This is a genomic window from Caballeronia sp. ATUFL_F1_KS4A (genome assembly GCF_023630905.1).
Lineage (GTDB): Bacteria > Pseudomonadota > Gammaproteobacteria > Burkholderiales > Burkholderiaceae > Caballeronia > Caballeronia zhejiangensis.
This window is the reverse complement of sequence record NZ_JALQEB010000023.1, coordinates 1-24,629: the sequence shown is the minus strand read 5'-3', so window position 1 is coordinate 24,629 and position 24,629 is coordinate 1. Positions and strand designations below refer to the sequence as shown.

The 24,629-nt window shown below is 64.6% G+C and carries 22 protein-coding genes; 6 read left to right on the top strand and 16 right to left on the bottom strand.

The window, feature by feature from the left end:
* Position 1 precedes the first annotated feature (1 nt).
* A complete protein-coding gene (locus NCS03_RS14370; RefSeq protein ID WP_175982938.1) occupies positions 2-1,021 on the bottom strand; it encodes a LacI family DNA-binding transcriptional regulator in 1,020 nt (339 codons plus the stop codon).
* Positions 1,022-1,214: 193 nt separating this feature from the next.
* Between NCS03_RS14370 and NCS03_RS14365 the strand changes: the two genes are divergently transcribed.
* Positions 1,215-1,631: a YciI family protein gene (locus NCS03_RS14365; RefSeq protein ID WP_008354111.1), complete on the top strand. Its 417-nt coding sequence runs from the start codon at positions 1,215-1,217 to the stop codon at positions 1,629-1,631.
* Between the two features lie 9 nt (positions 1,632-1,640).
* Here the strand turns inward: NCS03_RS14365 and NCS03_RS14360 are convergent, their stop codons facing one another.
* From NCS03_RS14360 to NCS03_RS14345, 4 genes are all read right to left on the bottom strand, one after another.
* On the bottom strand, positions 1,641-2,834 hold the full coding sequence (locus tag NCS03_RS14360) for a thiolase family protein (protein ID WP_175982936.1): 1,194 nt from the start codon (positions 2,832-2,834) through the stop codon (positions 1,641-1,643).
* 13 nt (positions 2,835-2,847) lie between these two features.
* Entirely contained in the window at positions 2,848-3,555 is a 708-nt protein-coding gene (locus NCS03_RS14355; protein WP_033536683.1) for an SDR family oxidoreductase, read from the bottom strand.
* Positions 3,556-3,636: 81 nt separating this feature from the next.
* Positions 3,637-4,065, bottom strand: coding sequence for a MarR family winged helix-turn-helix transcriptional regulator (locus tag NCS03_RS14350; RefSeq protein ID WP_033536665.1), 429 nt, complete (start codon positions 4,063-4,065; stop codon positions 3,637-3,639).
* Positions 4,066-4,097: 32 nt separating this feature from the next.
* A complete protein-coding gene (locus NCS03_RS14345) occupies positions 4,098-4,382 on the bottom strand; it encodes a hypothetical protein (protein WP_175982935.1) in 285 nt (94 codons plus the stop codon).
* Between NCS03_RS14345 and NCS03_RS14340 the strand changes: the two genes are divergently transcribed.
* Entirely contained in the window at positions 4,355-5,509 is a 1,155-nt protein-coding gene (locus NCS03_RS14340) for a branched-chain amino acid ABC transporter substrate-binding protein (RefSeq protein WP_008354116.1), read from the top strand. The two genes, NCS03_RS14345 and NCS03_RS14340, sit on opposite strands and share 28 nt — an antisense overlap.
* A 36-nt stretch (positions 5,510-5,545) precedes the next feature.
* Here NCS03_RS14340 and NCS03_RS14335 read toward each other — a convergent pair whose 3' ends face one another.
* The 5 genes from NCS03_RS14335 to NCS03_RS14315 all read right to left on the bottom strand — a co-directional run bounded on the left by NCS03_RS14335 (position 5,546) and on the right by NCS03_RS14315 (position 9,775).
* Positions 5,546-6,004 carry a hypothetical protein gene (locus NCS03_RS14335; RefSeq protein ID WP_051079078.1) on the bottom strand — a complete coding sequence of 153 codons (459 nt, stop codon included), beginning with the start codon at positions 6,002-6,004 and terminating at the stop codon, positions 5,546-5,548.
* A 21-nt stretch (positions 6,005-6,025) separates the two neighbouring features.
* Entirely contained in the window at positions 6,026-6,241 is a 216-nt protein-coding gene (locus NCS03_RS14330) for a hypothetical protein (protein ID WP_008354118.1), read from the bottom strand.
* A gap of 215 nt (positions 6,242-6,456) precedes the next feature.
* Positions 6,457-7,128, bottom strand: coding sequence for a response regulator (locus NCS03_RS14325; protein WP_250459178.1), 672 nt, complete (start codon positions 7,126-7,128; stop codon positions 6,457-6,459).
* Positions 7,125-8,609, bottom strand: a complete 1,485-nt coding sequence (locus NCS03_RS14320) for a sensor histidine kinase (RefSeq protein WP_250529303.1) — start codon at positions 8,607-8,609, stop codon at positions 7,125-7,127. Before NCS03_RS14320 ends, NCS03_RS14325 begins: the two co-directional genes overlap by 4 nt.
* Positions 8,610-8,863: 254 nt before the next feature.
* The gene (locus NCS03_RS14315) at positions 8,864-9,775 is read right to left on the bottom strand and encodes a LysR substrate-binding domain-containing protein (RefSeq protein ID WP_034473137.1); all 912 of its coding nucleotides are present in this window, start codon (positions 9,773-9,775) and stop codon (positions 8,864-8,866) included.
* A 130-nt stretch (positions 9,776-9,905) separates the two neighbouring features.
* Here NCS03_RS14315 and NCS03_RS14310 point away from each other — a divergent pair, with 130 nt between their 5' ends.
* From NCS03_RS14310 to NCS03_RS14300, 3 genes are all read left to right on the top strand, one after another.
* Positions 9,906-11,060 (top strand): methionine aminotransferase, encoded by a 1,155-nt coding sequence (locus tag NCS03_RS14310; RefSeq protein ID WP_008354122.1) that lies wholly within the window; start codon positions 9,906-9,908, stop codon positions 11,058-11,060.
* A gap of 22 nt (positions 11,061-11,082) precedes the next feature.
* A complete protein-coding gene (locus tag NCS03_RS14305) occupies positions 11,083-11,865 on the top strand; it encodes an ABC transporter substrate-binding protein (RefSeq protein ID WP_008354124.1) in 783 nt (260 codons plus the stop codon).
* Between the two features lie 94 nt (positions 11,866-11,959).
* Positions 11,960-13,549, top strand: a complete 1,590-nt coding sequence (locus tag NCS03_RS14300) for a DHA2 family efflux MFS transporter permease subunit (protein ID WP_250529302.1) — start codon at positions 11,960-11,962, stop codon at positions 13,547-13,549.
* A gap of 21 nt (positions 13,550-13,570) precedes the next feature.
* Here NCS03_RS14300 and NCS03_RS14295 read toward each other — a convergent pair whose 3' ends face one another.
* The 3 genes from NCS03_RS14295 to NCS03_RS14285 form a co-directional block, all read right to left on the bottom strand.
* A complete protein-coding gene (locus tag NCS03_RS14295; protein WP_250459182.1) occupies positions 13,571-14,074 on the bottom strand; it encodes a DUF29 domain-containing protein in 504 nt (167 codons plus the stop codon).
* A gap of 27 nt (positions 14,075-14,101) precedes the next feature.
* Positions 14,102-17,794: a DUF748 domain-containing protein gene (locus NCS03_RS14290; protein ID WP_250529301.1), complete on the bottom strand. Its 3,693-nt coding sequence runs from the start codon at positions 17,792-17,794 to the stop codon at positions 14,102-14,104.
* Positions 17,795-17,951: 157 nt separating this feature from the next.
* A complete protein-coding gene (locus tag NCS03_RS14285; protein ID WP_250436328.1) occupies positions 17,952-19,415 on the bottom strand; it encodes a DUF1254 domain-containing protein in 1,464 nt (487 codons plus the stop codon).
* A gap of 412 nt (positions 19,416-19,827) precedes the next feature.
* Here NCS03_RS14285 and NCS03_RS14280 point away from each other — a divergent pair, with 412 nt between their 5' ends.
* Positions 19,828-22,071 carry a heavy metal translocating P-type ATPase gene (locus tag NCS03_RS14280; protein WP_250529300.1) on the top strand — a complete coding sequence of 748 codons (2,244 nt, stop codon included), beginning with the start codon at positions 19,828-19,830 and terminating at the stop codon, positions 22,069-22,071.
* On the opposite strand, the gene NCS03_RS14275 is transcribed toward NCS03_RS14280, so the two are convergent.
* Genes NCS03_RS14275 through cdhC form a run of 3 tightly spaced genes read right to left on the bottom strand, consistent with a single transcriptional unit; the run spans position 22,011 to position 24,411 of the window.
* A complete protein-coding gene (locus tag NCS03_RS14275) occupies positions 22,011-22,493 on the bottom strand; it encodes a thioesterase family protein (RefSeq protein ID WP_250529299.1) in 483 nt (160 codons plus the stop codon). The two genes, NCS03_RS14280 and NCS03_RS14275, sit on opposite strands and share 61 nt — an antisense overlap.
* A 20-nt stretch (positions 22,494-22,513) precedes the next feature.
* On the bottom strand, positions 22,514-23,461 hold the full coding sequence (locus NCS03_RS14270; RefSeq protein WP_008354131.1) for an L-carnitine dehydrogenase: 948 nt from the start codon (positions 23,459-23,461) through the stop codon (positions 22,514-22,516).
* A gap of 20 nt (positions 23,462-23,481) precedes the next feature.
* A complete protein-coding gene (cdhC, locus tag NCS03_RS14265) occupies positions 23,482-24,411 on the bottom strand; it encodes a 3-dehydrocarnitine:acetyl-CoA trimethylamine transferase CdhC (protein ID WP_008354133.1) in 930 nt (309 codons plus the stop codon).
* Positions 24,412-24,629 lie beyond the last annotated feature (218 nt).

Sequence of the window (24,629 nt, the reverse complement as noted above, 5' to 3'; positions counted from 1 at the left end):
GTCACGCGCTCCTTCTTCGAATCAGCCGATGCGGCAGCAGCACGCCCGGCACATCCGCGCGCGGGTCGCGCAGGCGCTTGAGCAGCAGGTCGGCTGCGGTTTCGCCGAGCAGTTGCATCGGCTGCGAAACGGTCGTGAGCGGCGGATCGACATGCGCGGCAACGGCGATATCGTCGAAGCCGACGACAGCGACATCGTCGGGCACTGAAAAGCCCGCGCCGCGAAAGCCGTTCATCACGCCGATGGCGAGCGTGTCCGACACGGCGAAGGCGGCCGTCGGACGCGCATCGCCCAACGATGCGAGTTGCGCGGCCGCGCGCTCGCCCGCGTCGTAATCGAGGCTGTCGAGTTCGATCAGCCACTCCGCGCGCGGCTCGATGCCGGCTTCGATCAACGCATCGCGATAGCCCGCGAGCCGCTGTCGTCCATACAGATAACCCTGACCCGAGTTGATGAGCGCAATGCGCCGATGCCCCTTCGCCGTCAGATAACGCACGACATCGCCCGCGGCGAGATGATTGTCGATGCCGACGTACGGCACGCCCGCCGCCGGATCGAACTCGCAGCACGCGACCCACGGCAGCGTCGACGCTTCTTCGGCGAGCGCTTTTTGCACGGCGGCGGGATCGAGACAGATGGCGCCATCGGCGCGGCGGCCGCGCAGCAGATCGAAATAGCTTCGCTCGCGCAACGGGTCCGCGCCGGTATCGCACAGCAGCATGAAGTAGCCGTTCTGACGCGCGACGCTGTCGATGCCGCGCACGATCGCCGCATAGAACGGATTGCCGAAGTCGGGGACCATCGTGAGGAGCAGGCGGCTTTCGGCCGTGCGCAGATTGCGCGCCAGCTCGTTGATGCGATAGCCGCTCGTCGCGACCGCTTCGAGCACTTTTTCGCGCGTCGTCTCGCGAACGTTCGTGTGTCCGTTGAGCACGCGCGATACGGTCGCGACCGACACGCCCGCGCGTTCAGCGACGTCGGCAATCGATACTTCTTCGCGTGGTCGAACCGTATCTGACATCGCTTTGCCGCGCGTCGCGATCGAGATGTAATGGATTACATTATTTGATCTTACGGGTCGCGAAGGCAACAGCAATCGACTAGGGAAAAACGCTTAAGGGCGGGCATGTCGATCTCGTGTCATGTTGCTCGTCGTTAGGTGTGAGCGTACCGAAGACGCTCGATAAATACACCAACTTCAAGGAGCGATCCACATGCGATTCATGATGCTGATGATTCCGCGCGGCTACGAAAGCGCCGAACCGGGCACGATGCCGAGCGCCGAAGCCGTCGCCGCGATGATGAAATACAACGAGGAATTGCAGAAGGCCGGCGTGCTGCTCGCGCTCGACGGACTGCATCCGCCGTCGATGGGCGCGCGCGTCACGTTCGAAGGCGGCAAGCCGCGCGTCATCGACGGACCGTTCGCCGAAGCGAAGGAAGTGCTCGGCGGCTACTGGATGGTCCAGGTGAAGTCGCGCGAGGAAGCGATCGAATGGGCGAAGCGTTGCCCCGGATCGGATACGGAGATGATCGAAGTGCGGCAGGTCATGGAGATGGACGATTTCCCGCCGGACGTGCAGCAAGCCGCGGCGGGTTTCGATGACATGCAGAAGAACGCGAAGCGCTGACGCGAACGCCTACGCGATCGCTTCCAGCGCGAGCGCGATGCCCTGCCCGCCGCCGATGCACAGCGTCACGATCGCGCGCTTCACGCCGTCGCGGCGCATCGCGTGGGCGAGGCGCGTCGTCAGCACGGCGCCCGTCGCGCCGATCGGATGACCGTGCGCGATCGCGCCGCCTTCGACGTTGACGATGTCGTCGGGCACGCCGAGCGTTCGCGCCACCGCGATCGGCACCGCCGCGAACGCTTCGTTGATCTCGAAGCGCTCGACATCGCCGAGCGTCCATCCCGCGCGCTGCAACGCCTGCTGCACGGCCGGCACCGGACCGAGCCCGAACATCCCCGGCTCGACCGCCGCGACGCCGAACGCCGCCAGGCGCACGAACGGTTCGATGCCGCGCGCGTCCGCTTCGTTGCGGCTCGTCACGATCATCGCCGATGCGCCGCTGTTCAGCCCCGGCGCATTGCCGGCCGTAATCGTGCCGTTGGGACGGAATGCCGGACGCAATTTCGCCAGCGCCGCGAAATTCGTGTCGGGACGCGGCTGCTCATCGCGCGCAAACGCAACGGTTTCCTTGCCCGCCTTCACATCGACGCCGACGATTTCCGCATCGAACGCGCCGTCCTTCTGCGCCGCCGCAAACGACTGCTGCGAGCGCTCGGCCCAGCGATCCTGCGCCTCGCGCGTGATGTCGAACTTCGACACGAGATCTTCCGTGTGCCAGCCCGAATGCTCGCCCGAGAACGCATCGACGAGACCGTCGCGCAGCAGGCTGTCGTAGATCTGCGCGTTGCCCATGCGATAACCGCGACGACCGCCATCGAGCAGATACGGCGCGCGGTCCATGTTCTCCATGCCGCCCGCGATGGCAAGCCGCGAGACGCCCGCCGCGATTTCCGTCGCCGCCGTCGCCACGGCCTGCGCGCCGGAGCCGCACACGCGATTGACCGTCAGCGCGGGCACGGAAACCGGCACGCCGCCGCCGACCGACGCCTGTCGCGCCGGATTCATGCGGTTGCCCGCCTGAATGACGTTGCCGAACACGACCGAATCCACCGATGACGGATCGAGCGCCGAACCCGCGCGCCGCAACGTTTCCGCGATGACGGCCGCGCCCAGATCGACGGCCGGCGTGTCCTTCAGCGAGCCGCCGAACGCGCCGATCGCCGTACGCACCGGATGACACAACACGATGTCCTGCGCAAACATGGCGAGCCTCCGATCAGCGCGGAATGCCGGTGAGGTAGATAGGGGCGTCGGTCGACAGCGATTGCTTGACCGCGCGCCCGGTGTCATCGACGAGCACTTCTTCCTGATTCTTCTCCACCGCCGCGAGCACTTCGCGCACGACATGTTCCGGCGTCGATTTCGGCGCGGTGACTTGCGCGGTCATGTCGGTATCGATGTAACCGGGATGCGCCGCCACGACGAGCGTGCCCTGCTCGCGCAATTCCTCGCGCAGGGCGTTCGTGGCCGCCCACGCCGCCGCCTTCGAGATGTGATACGCGCCGCCCGCCGGCAACGAGACCCAGCTCAGCACCGAAAGAACGTTGATGACCGCACCGCCGCCGTTCTTCTTCAGCACGGGCGCGAATGCCTGCGTGAGCGCGATGGGGCCGAACGTGTTGATTTCGAGCAGATCGCGAATGCCTTGCGTCGATGCCGGATCGACGAGCAAGCCGCGCGTCGTCACGCCCGCGTTGTTGACGATCACTTGGACGTCGGTGTAGGTCGCCGCTGCTTCCGCGATGTCGGCGGCGTTCGTCACGTCGAGGCGGATCGCTTCGACGCCCGGAATGTCGACGCTCTTCGGATCGCGCGCGGCCGCATAAACCTTCGCCGCGCCCGCTTCGATCAACGACTTCGCAAATTGCTTGCCGAGCCCGCGATTGGCGCCGGTGACGAGTACCACTTTTCCTTTGACCTGCATGATCTGCTCCGCTTGATTGTGCATATGCACTAATGCCGATGAATAAAAGGCTCGCACGCGGCGAGCCAGCGCTTGATCAACTCACTCCATCGTCGTCAATTCGAACAGCGACTGGCGCAATGCCTTCGCGCGTTTCTCGCCGAACTTCGTTTCGAATTCCGCCTGCGCCGCGCGCCATTGCGCCGCTGCCTTCACGAGCGTTTCCTTGCCGGTTGCCGTGAGACGCAAGCCGACGGCGCGCGAACTCGCCGATTCCTGCGCCGCTTCGACGAGACCGTCGCGCTGCAAGGGCTTGAGCGCACGCACGAGCGTCGTGCGGTCCATCACCATCGAATCGGCGAGTTCGAGCATCTGCACGCCGGGCTTGCGCCCGATCGCCGCGAGAATCGTGAACTGCGCCGCCGTGATGCCCGCTACGCTCAAATGCCGCTCGTACATTTGCGACACATAACGCGCCGCCTGACGGATCGCAAAACAGTTGCAGTCGAGAGGAGAAGAGTTGGAAGTCATGCCACGCAGAATATTTGTGCATATGCACTTTGTCAAGCGGCGGGATTCAATCGGCCCGATAGCAGCGTCTCGCGGATGGTCGGGAATCGTCGCGCGCGGCGCGTCGGCGAAACGCCCGAAGCCGCCATGGGGTTGAGATCGCGGCGTATCGGGCCTATGCCGAAATCCGCATCGGACGCGCGACTAAACACCAAGACGCGCCGAAATTGGCTCCCTACATTTCGCTTGTCCGATGCCAGGGCGTTCCATTCGATTTCGATTTGCCAGATCAAAAAGGAGAGGGAAAACCATGCGCTTCCGTACCAGACCTTTGGCATGGCTCGTGGCGTGCGCCGCGGCCACGCTCGGCGCCGTGCCTTTTGCCGCGAGCGCCGACGAACTTCCGGTGAAAGTGGGTTTCGCCGCGCCGCTGACCGGCGCGAACGCGGGTTACGGGAAGGATCTCCAGAACGGCGTGCAGCTCGCGCTCGATGAAGCCAACGCGAAAAAGATCACGATCGGTGGCAAGACGGCCAAGTTCGAGATCCGCGCGGAAGACGATCAGGCCGATCCGCGCGTCGGCGTGCAGGCGGCGCAGAAGCTCGTCGACGATGGCGTGGTCGTCGTCGTCGGACACTTCAATTCGGGCACGACGCTGCCCGCATCGCCGATCTACAACAACGCCGGCATCCCGACGATCGATCCCGCCGCGACCAATCCGACCATCACGACGCGCGGCCTCGCGAACATGTTCACGGTGATTTCCAGCGACGCGCAGAACGCGGGCAACGCCGGCGTCTACGCGGTGACGACGACGAAGGCGAAGCGCATCGCGATCATCGACGATCGCACGGCCTTCGGTCAGGGCGAGGCCGACGAGTTCGAGAAGGCGGTGAAGGCGAAAGGCGGCACGATCGTTACGCGCGAATACAGCGACAATCAGACCGTCGATTTCAGCGCGCAACTGACGCGCATCAAGTCGACCAACGCGGATCTGATCTTCTTCGGCGGCCTCGACCGGCAGGCGGCGGCGGTCGTCAAGCGGATGAAGCAGCTCGGCATGAACGCGCAGTTCGTGGGCGGCGGCGGCGTGATGGACGCGGATTTCCTCAAGCTCGCCGGCGACGCCGCCGAGGGCGCGCAGGCGTGGGAATACGGCAGCCCGCTCGACAAGCTGCCCGAAGGCAAGGCATTCAGCGAGAAGTTCCAGAAGCGCTTCGGCGTCGCGATCCTGTCGTATGCGCCGTTCGGCTACGACGCCGCGTGGGCCGCGATCAACGCGATGCAGAAAGCCAATTCCATCGATCCGAACGTGTACCGGCCGGTGCTGAAGACCAACAAGTTCGACGGCATCACGGGGCCGATCGCGTTCGACGACAACGGCGCGTTGAAGAACGCATCGTCGACGCTGTATCAGGTGAAGAACGGGCAGTGGGAATCGGTCGTGACGAAGCACGGCATGTGATCGAAACGCTTCGCGCGGCCGCCCGCGCGAAGCGTTTCAATGCGTGGGCGAATCGCTCGGGCGCGGCAACGTCGCGATGAAACGTTCGAGATGCTCGTTGCATTCGATGACCGCTGAAAGACGCACTTCTCTCATCTGCCGGTCGTGCTCGTTGATCACCGCAGTGAGCCGCGGCACCGCAGTCGCGGGAAGGCGCCAGTCGCCGACCGTCAGGCCGCGGTCGAGCAACGCGAGCACGTCGCCCTGCACTTCATCGAGCGTCGCGCGGTCCAGAATGCCGAAGCCCGCCTCGGTCAAGAGTCCAGACAGCAGCACGGCCTGCGCGATGCACTGCGCCTCGATCAGACTCGCCCGGCCACGCTTGACCGATTCGAGTGCGATCCGGCATTGAAGGATGACTTTGTCCGCCTCGACGCGCGGCATCGGCAGCCAGTAGATTCTGGCGTTCCGGTCTCGCGACGGTTTCGGGAGCCTTCGTATTTTCGTGTTCGACATCGTCTCGACTCCTCGTGGCGTTCAATCGACAAGCAGAAGACAAGCCAGCGAAACGAAACACAGAAGCGCGCTGAGACAGAAGAACCGGTCGGATTTCGCCAGCGGTCCGCGCGGCGTCTGCGGCAAGGGCGCGTCGTCCCGGATGATTCTCAAGACCGCGACGTACTCCACGATCGAACAGCACAGCATGACCGCCGCTGCGAGCAGGAAAGCAACAACCAGAATGTTGATCGACATAACTTCATGCACCCCCAATAGTGGTCGCAATGGTCCGGCGCGCCATGTCAAGAAGTGAAACGCGATTCACGCGCACATGACGTCCGACTGTTCCGGTCAGCGCATCATTCGTGCTTGTCGCGGAACATGAAACGCATCCTAGCCGCTCGAATCTTTCACGGCGCTATCGCGCGTGCTACGCATATCTAAGTATTGTCACCGAGCGCACACATCGATCATTCTTCGCGTGCGCGCAGGATATAGCCGAGACCGCGCAACGTCATGATCCGCGCGTTCGTTTCGGCCAGCCGCTTGCGCAAGCGATGAATATAGATGTCGATGGCATCGGCGCTGGCGACATCGTCGAGACTGAAGATGCATTCCATCAGCATCGACTTCGACACGGTCTTGTCCTGCCGCAGGATCAGCGCTTCGAGAATCGCGTGCTCGCGACGTCGCAGCGAAATGGGCGCGCCCCGATAGCTGAACTCGCGCGTGGCGAATGCATACCGGAGATCGCCGCACATCAGCGCGACGGCTTTCTGCGCGCTCTGACGACGCACCAGAGCCTTGATGCGGGCCACCAGTTCGCGCGCATCGAAAGGCTTGACGACGAAATCGTCCGCGCCCGCTGCGAAGCATTCCACCTTGTCCTCGATCGATCCGTGCGCGGTCAGCATCAGTACGGGCACGGTGTCGCCGCGGCGCCGCAGCCGTCCGAGCAGTTCCTTGCCGCTCATCGCGGGCAGGCGCATGTCCAGCAACACGACATCGTAGGTGCATTGATTGAGGATCGACGTGGCGCATTCCGCGTTCGGCACATGATCGACGATGAAAGAATCCGCCTTCAACAGACTCACGATCCAGTGCGCCAGCTCGGCGTTGTCTTCGACGAGCAGCAGCTTCATCGGATGTCCCCGCCGGACCATGCGGGCAGCCTGACCGACACGGACAATCCTGCACGCGCGTAGCCCGCCCCGAGCGTGACGGTGCCGCCGTGGCGCAGCGCGATCTCCCGCACGATCGGCAGCCCGAGCCCGGTGCCATCGGTAAAAGCAGACGCGCGATAGAAGCGCTCGAACACATGCGCGCGTGCCTCGGCGGAAAGCCCCGGACCGTTGTCGACCACCTGCAACAGAACCTGCTCGTGCGAACGCCTGACGATCACGGTGACGCGCCCGCCCGGCTGCGTGTAGCGAATGGCGTTGTCGACGAGGTTCGACACGAGCGCGGACAGCAGCGCCGCGTTGCCCGCCACCATCGTGCCCGGTTCGGTTTCTGCGCCAAGGTCGATATCACGCCGCTGCGCCAGCACGATCAGTTCTTCGAGCACGGACTCGACGACATCCGTCATGTCCGTCATCGTTCGTATGGGTTCGGGCGTGGACTCTGCCTGCGCGAGCATCAGCAGTTGCTTCGTTACGGCTTTCATCTTTTTCATGCTCCGGCCCGCGCTCTTGAGCGCGATCTCGCATGCGCGCTCGCCGCCGCAGTTCAGGCAAGCGTATTGGATCTGAGTGTCGAGAAGCGTGAGCGGCGTGCTGAGCTGATGCGCCGCATCGGACACGAAATCGCGCTGTGTCCGCGCGTGATGCCTGACTTGCGCGATGCATTGATTGAGGGCGTCGACGATCGGCCGGAGTTCGCGTGGCAAAGCTTGCGCGCGCATCGGATCGATTTCCAGCGGCGAGCGCCCGGCGAGGTCGTCCTTGAGGCGCATCAGCGGACGGAGCGCGGCCGCGAGACCGAGCGGAACGAGCGCGGCGACCAGCGCGAGCATCACGCATGCGCGCAGCAACTGCGGGCGCCATAGCTGATCGCGCATGGCATGCCGCGAAGCCCGCGTCTTGGCGACGATGACCCGCACCGCCACCACCTTGCCGTCATCGAACAGAAAACGCGGATAAGAGATGGCGCGAACCTTCGTACCCTCGAACTCGGCGTCGAAATAAACGGGATGTGAGCTTTCGCGCTCGGGCATCGGAAGCTCCGGCCTGCCGCCGAGCAATCGGCCGCGTTCGGCGACGACCTTGTAATACACGCGATCCCGATATGGCGACTCGAACATTTCGAGGGCCGCTGGCACGATCTTGACGGTGAGTTCGCGATCGGACCACTCGATGCCATCGCCGATGGTCCGTGCGGAGGCAAGGAGCGCCGCGTCCTCCATCATGTCCGCCGTGCGGCACGCGGAATCGTACGAAGCGATCGATGTAATCAGCACGAAAAGGGCAAGCGGCGCGAGCAGCCAAAGAAGCAGGCGTATGCGCAGGCTCGTCCGTCCGCATCTCGCGAACCGCGCGCACGCCGGCCGCAGCGGACGTTTCAGATTGTCGGCAGACGTGGCTTCGCCGGATTGCCGGTGTCCGTTGATTTCACGCCCGGGCATAGGCACTCGCGCTCGGGCCGTATGAAGCGAAGGATCTGAGTCGCACCCAGGCATCTCCGTCTGTTCGCAGGCGGCGGCTGTCGCAGCCTGTCATCTTTTGTGTGCGGATTGTAGTGGGCCGAATCCTTCGCAGTTCTTTCGCAGATTCCTATTCTGAATACGGAGTTTCCATGAGTCGAAGAAACTCAAACATCGGCCGTTTAGGAATAGTTCTACGTTCTGCAGAATGTGCTTAACCCATAACCCGCAGCGGATCAAAGATTGCGACGAAGATTTTCACGCGTGTGCGCCGCCTCATCGGCAAGCCATTGCGCGAACTGCTGCAACGCGGGCGACGGCGCGGGCCGCTCCGGATACACGAGGTAGTACGCCGCGCCGCTCGGCACGCACAGCGAAAACGGCGCGATGACGCGCCTGGCGCGCAGGTCTTCTTCGATCAGCGAGAGGTCGCCGATCGTCACGCCCAAACCCTGCATCGCCGACGAAATCGCCAGATCGAGCGTGTCGAAATGCTGCGCTTTCGTCGACGGCAGGCCGGCGTAACCGTAAGCGCCGAGCCACAGTAGCCAGTCGCGGCGGTCGCGCGTGGGATGCAGCAGCGTTTTCCCGGCGAGATCGTCGGGTGTTGGCGAGGCGTTCTTCTTAGGCTTCCACAATTCAGGCGCGCAAACCGGCGTCAGCACTTCATCGAAAAGATGATGCACGCTCGCGCCCTTCCCCGACGGCGCCGCGCCGAAGACGATCGCTGCGTCGAACTGCTCCGCGCTGAATTCGACGCCATGCGCCACCGACGCCGTCACTTCCACGACCAGTTCCGGCCGCTCGTTCTGCAGGCGGATCACGCGCGGCAGCACCCAGCGCATCGCGCAGGTCGGGCACTTCACGCGCAGAATGCCGGATTGCGCGCCGCCTTTCGCGAGGGCATCGTCGATCTGTCCGAACGCCTGCTGCAACGGCGCGACCAGCAACGCGCCGTGATGCGTGAGCGCGAGCCCGCGCGCCTGCCGCGTGAAAAGCGCATAACCGAGATGCGCCTCCAGCCCGGCGATCTGACGGCTGACCGCGCCCTGCGTCACGTTCAGCACCTCGGCCGCGCGCGTGAAATTCAGTTTCTGCGCCACCACCAGAAAGGTTTTGAGCACGTCGAGGGAAGGCAGGGGTTTCATCGGGTTTTTGACATGTAGCCATGATCTGCAAGCATGGCTAGTATGACAAAGTTTCGATTGTCCGCGCTTTATTGCTGCGGTTGAATCGACGGCAGATTTTCGTCGAACCGCAATTCCGGAGACATCCGCCGTGCAAAGCGCCTGCATTCCCGAGTCGAAGCTGCCGAACGTCGGCACGACCATTTTTACCGTCATCGGCCAGTTGGCCGACGAGCATCACGCGCTCAACCTGTCGCAAGGCGCGCCGAACTTCGCGTGCGATTCGAAGCTCATCGAAGGCGTCGAGCGAGCCATGCGGGCAGGACATAACCAGTACTCGCCGATGTCCGGCGTGCTCGCGCTTCGCGAAGCCATCGCCGTGAAAACGCAGAAGCTCTACGGCGCAACCTACGATCCGGGCACGGAAGTCACCGTCGTCGCGAGCGCGAGCGAAGGCCTGTACGCGACGATCAGCGCGCTCGTGCATCCCGGCGACGAAGTGATTTACTTCGAACCATCGTTCGACAGTTACGCGCCGATCGTGCAGTTGCAGGGCGCGAAGCCCGTCGCGATCAAGCTCTCGCCGCAGGATTTCCGCATCGACTGGGACGAGGTCGCCGCCGCGATCACGCCGAAGACGCGCATGATCCTCGTCAACACGCCGCACAACCCGACGGGCAGCGCGTTCACATCCGCCGACGTCGAGCGGCTCGCGGCGCTCACGCGCGACACGAAGATCATCGTGCTGTCGGACGAAGTCTACGAGCACGTCGTATTCGACGGCGCGCTGCATCACGGCATGGCGCGTTATCCGGCGCTGGCCGAGCGCAGCGTCATCGTGTCGTCGTTCGGCAAGTCGTATCACGTAACGGGCTGGCGGGTCGGCTACTGTCTCGCGCCCGCCGCGCTGACGGCGGAAATCCGCAAGATTCATCAGTTCATGACCTTCTCCGCCGATACGCCGATGCAAATGGCCTTCGCCGAAGCGCTCGCGGATGAATCGAGCTATCTGAATCTCGGGCCGTTCTATCAGCACAAGCGCGATCTGCTCGCGGAATCGCTGAAAGCATCGCGCTTCGAGTTGTTGCCGAGTGCGGGCAGTTTCTTCATGCTGGCGCGTTACGACGCGATTTCCGATCAAGGCGACAGCGATTTCGTGCTGCGCCTGATTCGCGAGGCGCGCGTCGCGACGATTCCGCTGTCGGCGTTCTATACCGACGGCACCGACAACCGCGTGATCCGTCTTTCGTTCGCGAAGGACGACGACACGCTCATCGAAGGCGCGCGCCGCCTTTGCTCGATCTGACGATTTCCTGGAGACCAACACGATGAAACTGAACCACATCGCCAGCGCGCTGTTCCTCGCATGCACGTTCACGAGCGGCGCCGCGCTTGCCGCCGATACGCTGCGCTTCGGCCTCGAAGCGCAATATCCGCCGTTCGAATCGAAATCGTCGACGGGCGAGCTGCAAGGGCTCGACATCGACGTCGGCAATGCCGTGTGCGCCGCCGCGAAAATGCAGTGCAAATGGGTCGAGACCTCGTTCGACGGCCTGATCCCCGCGCTGCAGGGCCGCAAGTTCGACGCGATCAACTCGGCGATGAACGCGACCGAACAGCGCCGCCAGGCGATCGATTTCACGACGGTCGTGTATCGCGTGCCGACGCAGCTCATCGCGAAGAAGGGCAGCGGCATCGAGCCGACGTCGGCATCGCTGAAGGGCAAGAGCGTCGGCGTGCTGCAAGGCTCGATTCAGGAGACGTTCGCGAAGGCGCACTGGGAAAACGACGGCGTGAAGGTCGTGCCGTATCAGGATCAGAACCAGGTCTACGCCGATCTGAAGTCCGGCCGTCTCGACGCGACGCTCGTGCTCGCGCCCGCGGGACAGAGCGGCTTCCTGTCGAAGCCGGACGGCGAAGGCTTCGCGTTCGCCGGTGCGCCCGTGCGCGACGACAAAATTCTCGGCAGCGGCATCGCCTATGGCATCCGCAAGGGCGACGATGCGCTCAAGACCAAGCTCAACGCGGCGATCGAGAAGGTCAAGGCGGACGGCACCATCGACAAGTACGCAAAGAAATATCTGGGCGATATCGATATTTCGGCGAAGTAAGCAGCTTTTTTTGAGCGCAGGCACACTGGCGGCTTGATCTTTTCCGGCCGCCAGCCGCGTCTTGCAAGCTGGCGGCCTCAAGCATGGAAGCCGCATGAGCACGCCGACGACGCCCAAACCCGCCGCCGCACCGTCACCCTCACCGTCCGCGCCGCCGCCGCTCGAAGGCGGCAAGCTCGTTCTCGCCACCTTCGCGGTGGCGCTCGCGACGTTCATGAACGTGCTGGATTCGTCGATCGCCAATGTCGCGATCCCGACGATCTCCGGCAATCTCGGCGTGTCCGTCAACGAGGGCACGTGGGTTATCACCGTGTTCGCGGCGTCGAACGCCGTCTCCATTCCGCTGACCGGCTGGCTCACGCAGCGGCTCGGGCAGGTGCGTCTTTTCGTCGGCGCGATCCTGATGTTCGTGCTGTCGTCGTGGCTGTGCGGGCTCGCGCCGAATCTGCCGGTGCTGCTCTTCGCGCGCGTGTTGCAGGGCGCGGTCGCCGGGCCGCTGATTCCGCTGTCGCAGGCGATCCTGCTCGGCTCGTATCCGAAAGAGAAGGCGTCGATGGCGCTCTCACTGTGGGCGATGACCGCGACCGTCGGCCCGATCGCCGGTCCCGCGCTCGGCGGCTGGATCACGGACAGCTATTCGTGGTCGTGGATCTTCTATATCAACATTCCGGTGGGCATCTTCGCGGCGGGCGTGACGTGGATCATCTACCGCGACCGCGAATCGCCGACGCGCAAGGCGCCGATCGACGTGATCGGTCTTCTGCTGCTCGTCTCGTGGGTCGCTTCGCTGCAGATCATGCTCGACAAGGGCCGCGATCTCGACTGGTTCTCGTCGCCGCTGATCGTCGTGCTGGCGATCGTCGCGGTGATCGCGTTCGCGTTCTTCGTCGTGTGGGAGCTGACCGACAAGAATCCCGTCGTCGATTTGCGGCTTTTTGCCGGGCGCAATTTCTTCGGCGGCACGGTGGCGATTTCGGTCGCGTATGGCGTGTTCTTCGGCAATCTCGTGTTGCTGCCGCAATGGATGCAGCAGTATCTGAATTACCGGTCGATCGACGCCGGGCTCGTCACCGCGCCGCTCGGCATTTTCGCCGTGATCCTCGCGCCGATCATGGGCAAGGTGCTGCCGCGCAGCGACGCGCGCATCATCGCGACGGCGGCGTTCGTCGGCTTCGCGTTCGTGTTCTGGCTGCGCTCGAAGTACGTGATCGAGATCGATACGTGGCATCTGGTCTTGCCGACGCTGCTGCAAGGCATTCCGATGGCGATGTTCTTCGTGCCGCTCACGGCGATCGTGCTATCGGGCTTGCCGCCGTCGAAGATTCCCGCGGCGGCGGGGCTGTCGAATTTCGCTCGGGTGTTTTGCGGCGCGGTAGGAACGTCGCTCGCGGGCAATGCGTGGGACAACCGCATCGCGCTGCATCACGAGCGGCTCACCGAGCAGGCGAATGTCTACAATCCGGCGTTTTTGCAGTCGCTCGGGCTATCGCAATCGACGCTCGACGTGGGTGAAGCGCAGGCGCGCGGCATGTTCAATTTCACCGTCAACTCGCAAGCCGCGATGATGGGACTCAACGATATCTTTCTGATCTCGGCGGTGATCTTCATTCTGATCATTCCGCTGATCTGGATTACGAAGGTGGCGAAGGGCGGGGGTGGCGGGGCGGCGTCGGGGGCGCATTGAATGATGCTCGCGCCCCGGGTGCTATTCGGGCAGAAAGCCCTCCTCCAGCACTGACGACATCGGCCATGGACAGCTTGCGGGAAACGTATCGAAGTCGATACCTGTCTCCGCTTCGGCCTGAGTCCGCGCTTTCGACCAGACCAAGTCGAGCCACTGAACATCATCGAAGCGTCGCCGCAAGCTCGGTGCTTCATTCAACACGAACAACGCCTCCCTTCGCTGCGTGCGAATGGTACTCGTCCAACTCCGGCTTCGGCGCTCCGGCTGAAATTGCCATTTGAGCAAATGCGCGAGCAGTACCGCCAATCTGCTTCGCAGCTCGCGTGATTCAGTTTTTGCCACGTCCTCGATTTCCTCAGCGATATGCTCGATATCGATGGACGCAAATTTCCCCGCACGCAGCAGCGCCGCCTGTTCCCAGGCCCACGCCACCACGTCCTTCTCATAAGGCGTTCCCATCGGCTGACTCCCGTTCTCTTCATCGTTCCCGGTGTCGCCGATATTAGTTTGCATTCCTTTGTTCATCCAGATCGTCCGTTTGGCCAACGCTCGTCACTTCAGCCCCAGTTCGACGCGCGAACCCGCGCCCTTGTCCTTGATGTCGTCCGCGTTCAACTTCGGCGCGACGACGAAAATCCGTTTGCTGTCGATTTTCCCGTCGAAATATTCCTGCACCGCCTGCGCGCGACGCTGCGCCAGATCGCGCAACGATCCTTCGTCGACCGGTGCGTTCTTCGTGAGCGCGGCTTTCATGTCGTCATCGGGCACCGACTTCGTCATGCCGATGAAGTTCGTCGGCTTCTTGAAATCGGCCGACTTGTACGCCTTCGTCAGATACTTGTCGTAGTCCGCGTCCGTCACCTTGATCGCGTTCCAGTCGACGTTCTCGCCATTGCTCGACATGTCGCGCACCTTCGCGCGCTTCACCTGTTGATCGAGCCACGCGGAACGCAACGCCGGCTCGTCCGTCTTCGGATCGACGCGGCCCGTCACGTCCAAGCGCACCGACGGCTTGTCCGCCAGCGCCTTCGCGATCGTATCGAGCTTCTTCTGCGCGGCATCGTTCAGCGTGGCCGAGCCCGCATCGAATTCGATGTAGTTGAGATCCTCGCCGCCGCCGCCGCCGCCGCCGAACGCATGCGCGAGCAGCGTGAACGGCGCGGTCACCGCCTTCTGCACCAGATTCACGATAGCCTGCCACACGAGCCCACCGATCGAAAACTCGGGATTGTCCAGCGAGCCGGAAATCGGAATATTGACATCGATCTCGCCGCGCGAATTCTTCAGCAGCGACACCGCGAGCCGCACCGGCAGCTTCGTCGCCGTCGGATTGTCGACGTGATCGCCGAACGTCAACTGATCGATGAACAAGTGATTGTTCGCCGTGAGCTTGTTGTCGGCGAGCATGTAATGCAGATCGACGTTGAGCTTGCCCTTCGTGATCGGATAACCCGCGTACTTCGACGAATACGGCGTCAGATTCGTCAGCTCGACGCCATGCGCGCTCGCGGTCAGATCGAGCGCGGGTTTCTCGATGAGCGGATTCACCTGCCCCTTGATCGACACCGGCCCGTTCGCCGCGAGTTTCGCCGACACGTCGACGGGCGCGGACGTGGTCGAATGCGTGCCGAACGCGCCGATCGTCCCGTTGATCGCAACGAGATTCGCGGTGTAGTTCGGCTTGATGAAGTTATCGGTGTAAGTGACGCGGCCGTCCTGCAGCACGAGCTGGCCGAAGCGCATGTTGACCGGCGGCCCCGACGGCTTCGCCGCCGTCTTCACCGGCACCGTCGCGCTCCCAGCGGCCGGCGCGGACGCGCCCTCTTCCTTCGCACGGTCGCGCGTCACCGATTGCGGGCCGTTGTCGCCGGCCACGACGCTCTTGAGGTTCAACCTGCCCTGCGCGTCGAGCAGCACCCGACCGTAGAACTTGGCGAAGGTCACGCGCGCCGCTTCGACATCGGTGCCGCGCTCGCTGTAGTCCGCCTTCACGTTCGAGAGCGAGAGCAGCTTCCAGCCGGCGAAGCGGTCGGAGGTCGCCTTGTCGAGCATGCGTACGTCCGTCAGCGACACGTCGCCCTTATAGGACGCCGCGAGCGTCTTGCCGCTGCCCGACATCGCGACGTCGCCGTTCGCGTTCAGATACGCGCTCGTCACGTCGATGTTGAGCATGTCGCCGAAATACGGCTCGAACGCGGAGGCGTCGACCTGATCGCCCTTGACGTGCAACGCGAGCTTGAGCGGCGACACCGTGACGTTGCCGCCAATCGCGAGCGCCCCCTTGCCGTTCAGCGTCAGCTTGCCGTCGACGGCGAGCGGTTTCGTCAAATCGTCGCCGAACTGCCTGACGTTGAGCGCGAGCGGCGCGACGCGCAGCTTGACCGGCTTCGTCGTGGTTTCATCGGTGATATTCGCCGATGCATCGGCGAGCGCGATCTCGCCGATCCGATACCGCCACGCCGGCCCCGCCGCCTGCGCCTTCTGGATCCTGCGCGTCGCCGACTGCTCGGGCGCGGCTTCGTGCGGCGCGGCGAGCGCGGCCAGATCGATGCTGCCGTCCTTGCGGCGCGTCGCATCGAGCGCGAGGCCGTTCAATTGCACGCTGTCGAGCGTCGCGTTGCGCGCGGACACATCGACCTTGGCGATCTTCGCCGTCGCCGACGCCAGCTTGATCGGCGCGCCGCCGCCCGCGTTGGGCGCGAGCGTGAGCGCATCGAGCTTCACATCGCCCGCGCCGATTTGCACGCCGCCATCCGCCTTGCTCCAGTCGACCGACACCGGCAGATTCGCGCCGAGCGTGCCGCTCGTCACGCGCGCGGCCACCATGTTCGCGAGATACGGCTGCAACGGCGGCAGCGCCAACGCGCTCAGCGCGAGCTTTGCGTCCGCCGTTTTCGTGGCGAGCGTCACGTTGCCCGATGCATCGAGCGCGCCGCCCTTGTCGAATGCCGTCTTGAGCGTGTATTTCGCGGGCGTTTTGGCAAGCGTCGAGAAATCGTCGAGCGTCACGGCGAAGCCGGTCAACGCGGCCTCAACACGCTGTTTGAGCAACTGGTCGTCGAGCGCGATCCGGCCGTCTTCAATCGCGAGGTGGCGAATCGCCAGATCGAGCGGCGGCGCTTCCTTCTTGACTTCCTCCGCTGAAGGCTTCGGCGCGGGACCGGCCAGCTTCTGCACGTTCAGTTGACCCGTCGAATCGCGCGCGAGATGGACATCCGGATTCGACAGCGTCACTTCGTCGAGGTGATAGACATCGCGCAGCGGCTCGGCATTCGCGATCTTCACGTGCAGCGCGCGGGCCGCGATGAGCGGCGCGCTCGCCTTGTCCGTCACCGCGAGATCGGCGAGATCGGCGGTGCCGTCGATGCGGATCGTCGGGGTATCGCCCGAGATCGCGAAGCGCACGTTGAGATCGGTCGAGAGCTTGCCGCTCTTCACCGCGACCGGCACCGACGCCGGCGCGTAAGACGCCATCTGCGGCACGTCGAGGCCGTCGAGCGTGAGCGCGATTTCCGATTCGCGCGACTGCGCAAACGGCTTCGTGCGACCCTTCACGACGAGCGGCGAGCCGTCGATGCGGGCCTGCAACAGCGGCGTCACGAAGATATCGGTGGCGGACGGCAGCGTCGCGATGAACGGAATGCCGAGCGCGAAACGGTCGACGACGTGCTTCGTTCTCAGAAGCCTGTCATCGAACGTGATCTGGCCGTTTTCGAGCTGAATGTTCGATACCGAGAAGCGCGCAGGCTTGTCCGAAGGCGGCGACGATGGCTTCGCGAACTTCGCGATCAGATCGGAGAAATTGAAATGCTCGCCGTCGAAACGCACGACGCTGATACGCGGCGAATCGATCTTCAGTTCGTTGACGACCGGCGCGAGTTTGAACACCGACGCCCACGACGTACGCACGACGAGCCTCGACACATCGACGAAACCGGCCGCCGCGCCCGGCGCCTTCGCGAGATTCGCGGGCGATTCGCCGATATGGACGTCATCGGCTTCCAAATCGAGCGTGTACGGATTGAGCCAAATACGCCTGATGCTGACGGGCCGGTCGAGCTGCTTTGCGAGCTGTTGCTCGGCGATATGTCGGATAACCGGCGGCGCGACGAAGAACCCGAGCACGCCGATAACGAGTATCGCGATCAGCAAGCCGATGAAAAAGCGCCGCGTGCGCCGCGCGTGAACGACGCCGCGCAGCGTCTGCCCGGCGGAGGCGAGAGAAGACTTCGTGATGCTCGACATTCGATGCGCGACGACGAGCCGCCGTCCCCGGAAAGATGATGTTCGAGTATACGACGATGCGACCCGCAAACGTTCGCCAAAGCGTGCGTCAAACGCATGAAGGCCGCGAAAAAATCGCGGCCTTCATGTTCGATTCAACTGTTTGCGCGCAGCGGAATCACTGCCGTTCGACTGACGGCGGCGCCCACGAGCCGTCGCTCGCCTGCGGCTTGGGCGCATAAAGACGCATCGTGAGCTGGAACTGGCCTTCGGGCGCGGGCAGCCAATTCGCTGTCTGCGCGCGGCCCGGCGACTTCGCCGACACGATCACGTCGATGGAGCCATCGCGATTCTTCTTCAGCCGGTCGCGATCGGAAAGCGAGAGTCGCGGCAGTTTCGCATCCGAGAGCGCCCCGTCCTTCGTGTAGGCGGTCAGGGTCCAGAAGCCGCGCACCGGCGGCAGTTGCTCGGGCTCGAAGTGCAGCGTGTACGCGTTCGCGCCGTCGAGTGCGTGGCCTTCGCTGTCCACGTGCGTCACCGGCTTCACTTCCCCTTCCTTCGTGCTCGTCGCGGTCTGCCGGCGCGCAAGATAGGCGCGCAACGTGTAATCCGTACCGTAGACGCCGACGCCATCGCCGAACCAGGTCCAACCGTTCTTCGTGATCGCGTTGGGCGGCGTCGTCTCGAGCCGCTCGCGTGCATCGGCGAGACCGGAATCGAGCAGCGGTGCATCGGTCTTCTTGAACTGCACCGGCTCGCCCGGCTTCACGCCGAGATCGGCGAGCTGGCTGATCGCGTGACTGTCGTCGGTGGCGGCGGGATTGTCGTCGAGCGAGCGGGCGAGGCGCGCGAAGAACGCGTTCGCATCGAGCGCTTCGGCCTGCGCGCCCGGCGCGATCGTCGCCAGCGCGGATGGCAGCGGCGGCACCGCGGGTTGCTTCGCGCCGTTCGCGGGCCACGCGCCGGAGACGACCGGCGTCGGATCGGCGGCGGAGCCTTTCGCGGGCGTCAGCGTGTCGATTCGCATCGCGGTCTGCAGCTTGCGCGCTTCGCGCACGTCGCGCGCGCCGTTCACGCGCACGCGCACCGAAAGCCACACGTAACGTGTGCGCGTTTCGACGCGCGTCGCGTTCGCGGGCAGCGTGCCGGTCCAGCCAGCGGGCACGAACGCGATGAGCTGCATCTTCGGATAGGGCGTCGTGTCGGCGCTGGAATAGAGCGCGTTGGTCCACGCATCGAACGCGCGGGCGTCGAGATAGCGGCCGCGCGGCGCGGCGGGCAGCGTGACGATCACCGGATCGGCGGACACATCGAGCCATGCCGACGATTCGAGCGTGTCGACGCTCGCCCAGCCCGGCGCGCCGGCGGGCGGCAGCGCGCTCGCGTGACGGAAGGTGTTGAGCGGCGTCTGGCCGGGCTGCCCGGCGCGGCCGCTGGCGCGTTCGCGCGCGATATCCGACGCGACGAGCGGAAAGCCGAAGGTATAGGCATCGGCGACCTGATTCTTCACCCAGCCCGTGCTGGTCGCCTTGGCTTCGGGCTGCTTGGTCGCACAGCCCGAAAGGACCGCCATGCCGGCGAGACTCACGCTCATCCAGATCGCGGTGTTGAGCGGAAACGTCCAGCGTCGCTTGTTCTTCATTCGAATGGAAATCCAGTTCTTCTTTCGATTTGGGTTCTCGCACGCATCTTCGTAGGAGCGATGCGCGGCACGCCCGGAAGCGTATCGGCGCCGCTGCCACTCCCCGCGCGGCGCGCCACGAGCGTTATCTCGAAATTCGGGTTTTAACTTATCCGCTGACGATAGGCAAGATTAAGTCAGCAAAAGCGCTGCGGCATGCCGAAGAATGCACCAGATGCCGGTCAAAAGCACTGAATGGCGCGCTTTTCGTCCTTCGAATACGGTCTTCTCGTAGCATTTCGCGCTCCCGCGCGGCGGGACTCGATATTGCACGACGCGCTTCATTCAGGCCTTGACCTTCCAGTCATTGGAAGGTCGATACTGTTCCTTATGTGGGATCTTCGCGATCCCGGCCAGAACGGAGCGTTTCGATATGTCCACAGCAGCATCCGACCATCCGCGGACCGCGGAATTGTCCGTCAGCGGGATGACGTGCGCGTCGTGCGTCGCGCGCGTCGAGAAAGTGCTTAAACGCCTTCCGGGCGTCGAAAGCGTCGCGGTCAATCTCGCGACCGAGAAGGCGACCGTGCACGCGAGCGCCGCCGTCACCGACGATCAGCTCGTCGCCGCCGTCGCCAAAGCCGGCTACGAGGCCGCGCCGATCCTGCCCGACGCCGCGCCGGAGCTCGCCGTTTCCTCCGGATTCGATCGCGAGCTCGCGGCCGTGCTCGCGTCCGCCGTGCTCACCGTGCCGCTGCTCGCGCCGATGTTCGGCCTCACGCTCGACCCGTGGCTGCAACTCGCGCTCGCGAGCGTCGTGCAGTTCGGCTTCGGCGCGCGTTTCTATGCGGGCGGCTATCGCGCGGTGCGGGCGTTCGCGGGCAACATGGATCTGCTCGTCGCGCTCGGCACGTCGGCGGCGTGGGGCTTGTCCGTCTGGCAGATGTTCGCGCACGGCGGCATGACGGAGCATCTGTTCTTCGAGGCGTCGGCGGTCGTCATCACGCTGGTGCGCTTCGGCAAATGGCTGGAAGCGCGCGCCAAGCGCCAGACCGCCGACGCGATCCGCGCGCTCAACGCGCTGCGTCCCGACAAGGCCCGCGTGCGCGACCGCGACGATCCGGCGCGCGAACGCGAAGTGCCGCTCGCTCACGTGCGTATCGGCGATATCGCCATCGTGCGGCCGGGCGAGCGCGTGCCGGTGGACGGCATCGTGCGCGAGGGCCGCACGCACATCGACGAATCGCTGATTACCGGCGAAAGCCTGCCGGTCGCGAAGGAACCCGGCGCGCGCACGACCGGCGGCTCGATCAACGGCGAAGGCGCGATCGCGATCGAAACCACGGCGATCGGCGCGGAAACGACGCTCGCGCGCATCATCCGGCTGGTCGAATCGGCGCAGGCGGAGAAGGCGCCGATCCAGCGGCTCGTCGATCGCGTATCGGCGGTGTTCGTGCCGGCAATTCTCGCGATCGCGCTCGTCACGCTCATCGGCTGGCTGCTGCACGGCGCCGATGCAGAAACGGCGCTGCTGAACGCGGTCGCGGTGCTCGTGATCGCGTGCCCGTGCGCGCTCGGCCTCGCGACGCCGACCGCGATCATGGCAGGGACCGGCGTCGCGGCGCGTCAGGGCATTCTCATCAAGGACGCGCAGGCGCTCGAACAGGCGCACGCGATCAAGATCGTCGCATTCGACAAGACCGGCACGCTGACGGTCGGCAAGCCGGGCCTCGTCGCGTTCGATGCCGCGCCGGGGCAGGATCGGAGCGCAGCGCTCGGACTCGCCGCCGCCGTGCAGCGCATGAGCGAGCATCCGCTGGCGAAGGCCGTCGCCGCCGCCGCGAGCCACGCACCGCGCTTCGAGGCGAGCGCGGCGCGCGCGGTCGCCGGACGGGGCGTGGAGGCGAACGTCGGCGCGCGGCGGATCGCGATCGGCAGTGCGCGCTGGGTCGCGGAACTGGGTTTTGACGTGCCGCCGACGCTCGCCGCGCGCGCTCGCGAACTCGAAGCGCAAGGGAACACGATCTCGTGGCTGATCGATCTCGACGGAGAAGTCCTCGCGCTGCTCGCGTTCGGCGATACCGTCAAGCTGACCGCGCGCGATGCAATCGAACGTCTTGCGCGCATGGGCGTGAAGAGCGCGCTCGTCACCGGCGACAACGAAGGCAGCGCGCAAGCCGTCGCGCGCGCGTTGGGTATCGCGCCGGAACGCGTGTTCGCGCAGACCTTGCCCGACGACAAGGCGCGCGTCGTCGCGCAACTCAAGGCGTCGAACGAAGGCATCGTGGCGATGGCCGGCGACGGCATCAACGATGCGCCCGCGCTCGCCGCCGCCGATATCGGCATCGCGATGGCGAGCGGCACCGACGTCGCGATCGAGGCGGCCGCCATCACGCTGATGCGCGGCGATCCGGCGCTCGTCGCGGACGCGATCGATATTTCGCGGCGCACGTATCGCAAGATTCAGCAGAATCTGTTCTGGGCGTTCGTCTACAACCTGATCGGCATTCCGCTCGCGGCGTTCGGCCTGCTCGATCCGATGTTCGCGGGCGCGGCGATGGCGTTTTCGAGCGTGAGCGTCGTCACGAACGCGCTCTTGCTGCGGACGTGGCGCGCTCAGGCCGGCGCGGCCGCTGACGAAGCGCGCGCCGGCAAGCCGATCACGCGGCCCGCGTAACGCGCGTCCTTCGGCGCGACCGCAGGTTCGGCGGCGATGCGCGCGGCGATGTCATCATCGAACGATGCGGATTTCGGCGCGCCGCTCGAATCGATGTGCATCAGCATCTGCTCGCACGCGCAAACGGCCTCCGTCGTGTCGCCTTCGAACATCTCCATATAGAGATGCACGCGCTTTTTGTCATGCGCGATCACGCGCCACTCGACGCGCACCGGCGCGCCCTCCTTGATCTCGCGCAGATACGTGACATGCGCTTCGAGCGTGTAGAGCGTGCGCTGGCGTGCGCGGCGGCCCGAGTCGTCGAGACCGATGCGGTCCATGAAGGCATCGGTCGCGAGGCTGTAGATCAGCATGTAGAACGCGTCGCGCAGATGGCCGTTGTAGTCGACCCATTCGGGTTTGACGGTGTCGCGATAGGTCATCGTGGTGCCTTGCGGTTCCGTTAGTCTTCGATCCCGTGACGCGCTTTCGCCTGCGCGATCGCCTCGATCACGCTCGCGATGCAGTCGTCGCGATAACGCTCCAGTTCCTTGATGCCGCGTCCGTTCGTCTGATTCGACGTACCGTCGACGACGCGGTCGATGAGTTCGTCGGTCAGTGTCGGCGCGACGAGTTTCGTCCACGGCAATTCGAGCGCGGGGCCGAACTGCTGCATGAAGTGTCGCATGCCCGCTTCGCCGCCCGCCAGCGTGTAGGTCAGGAACGTGCCCATGAACGACCAGCGGATGCCCGCGCCGTAGCGGATGGCGTCGTCGATTTCGCCGGTTGTCGCGACGCCGTCGTTGACGAGATGCAGCGCCTCGCGCCAGAGCGCTTCGAGCAGCCGGTCCGCGATGAAGCCGGGCACTTCCTTCCTCACGCGCAAGGGCCGCATGCCGATGGACGCGTAGAAGCGCATCGCGGCATCGATCGCTTCGCCGGATGTCGCTTCGCCGCCGAGCACTTCGACGAGCGGCAGCAGATACACCGGATTGAACGGATGCCCGACGACGCAGCGCTGCGGATTCACGGCGCGCGCGTAGAAGTCGGTCGGCAGAAGGCCGGACGTCGACGACGCGATGATCGCATCGGGCTTCGCCGCGCGGCTCGCGCGTTCGTGCAGCGCGAGCTTGAGTTCCTCGCGTTCGGGCGCGCTTTCCTGGATGAAGTCGGCATGGGCGACGCATTCCTCGACGGTATCGACGAAGCGCAATCGTTGTTGCGACGCGCCCGGCGCCAGTCCGACGCGCTCGAGCGCCGGCCACGCGTTCGCGACGTTCGCGCGCAGTTGCGCTTCGGCGCCGGGCGCGGGATCCCACGCGGTGACGTCGAGTCCTGCTCCGAGGGCGCGCGCCACCCAGCCGCTGCCGATCACACCCGCGCCGAGCGCGGCGAATTGCTTGACTTGCATGTCTTCGTGTCCTTGTCGGTTCAGGCGAATTGTTCCGCGATGCGTTTTTCCAGCAGGCGTTCGCCGCGCGCCGGGAGGCCGAGCTTCTTGCGGCCTTCCGCGGGCGTGAGCGCGCGTGCGCCGAGCCGCTCGATGATTTCCACCGCGCGCTGGACGAGCGCGCCGTTGGTCGCGTGCACGCCGCGATCGAGCCACAGGTTGTCTTCGAGACCGACGCGCACGTGTCCGCCGAGGAGCATCGCTTGCGCGACCATCGGCATCTGCATGCGGCCGATGCCGAAGCCGGCCCAATGCGCGCCGGGCGGGAGGTTATCGACCATGGCTTTCATCGTGCCGGTGTCGGGCGGTGCGCCCCACGGAATACCCATGCACAGTTGAAAGAGCGGCGGGTTGTCGAGCAGGCCTTCTTTCAGAAGTTGATTGGCGAACCACAGATGGCCCGTGTCGAAAATTTCCAGTTCGGGCTTCACGCCGAGTTCCTGGATGCGTTTGGCGCCGGCGCGCAGTTGCGCGGGCGTCGATACGTAGATGTAGTCGCCGTCGCCGAAATTGAGCGTGCCGCAGTCGAGCGTGCAGATTTCGGGCAGCAGTTCTTCGACGTGCGCGAGGCGCGTGAGGCCGCCGACGAGGTCGGTGCCTTTGCCGAAGCGCATCGGGTCTTCGCCGGCGCCGATCTCGAGGTCGCCGCCCATGCCTGCGGTGAGGTTGATGATCACGTCCGTGTCCGATGAGCGGATGCGGTCTACCACTTCGCGGTATAGCGCGGGGTCGCGGCTGCCTCTTCCTGTCTTCGGGTCGCGAACGTGGCAGTGGGCGACGGTGGCGCCCGCGCGGGCCGCTTCTATCGCTGCTTCGGCTATTTGCTTCGGCGTGACTGGGATGGAGGGGTGCTTGCCGGTCGTGTCGCCAGCGCCGGTTACTGCGCAGGTCACTATCACTTCGTAGTTCATTTTCGATGTCCTTTAGGGTTCCTGTATTTTTTCTTCGGCTTTCGTTAAGTCCTGATTTCGCGTCGGTCTATTAGCACTGCCCCTGTGCGGGGCGGCACTCACTTTCTTTGCTGCTGCCGCTTCGCCGGATCCCGTATTCGTGTCGGTCTATTAGCACTGCCCCTGTGCGGGGCGGCACTCACTTTCTTTGCTGCTGCCGCTTCGCCGGATCCCGTATT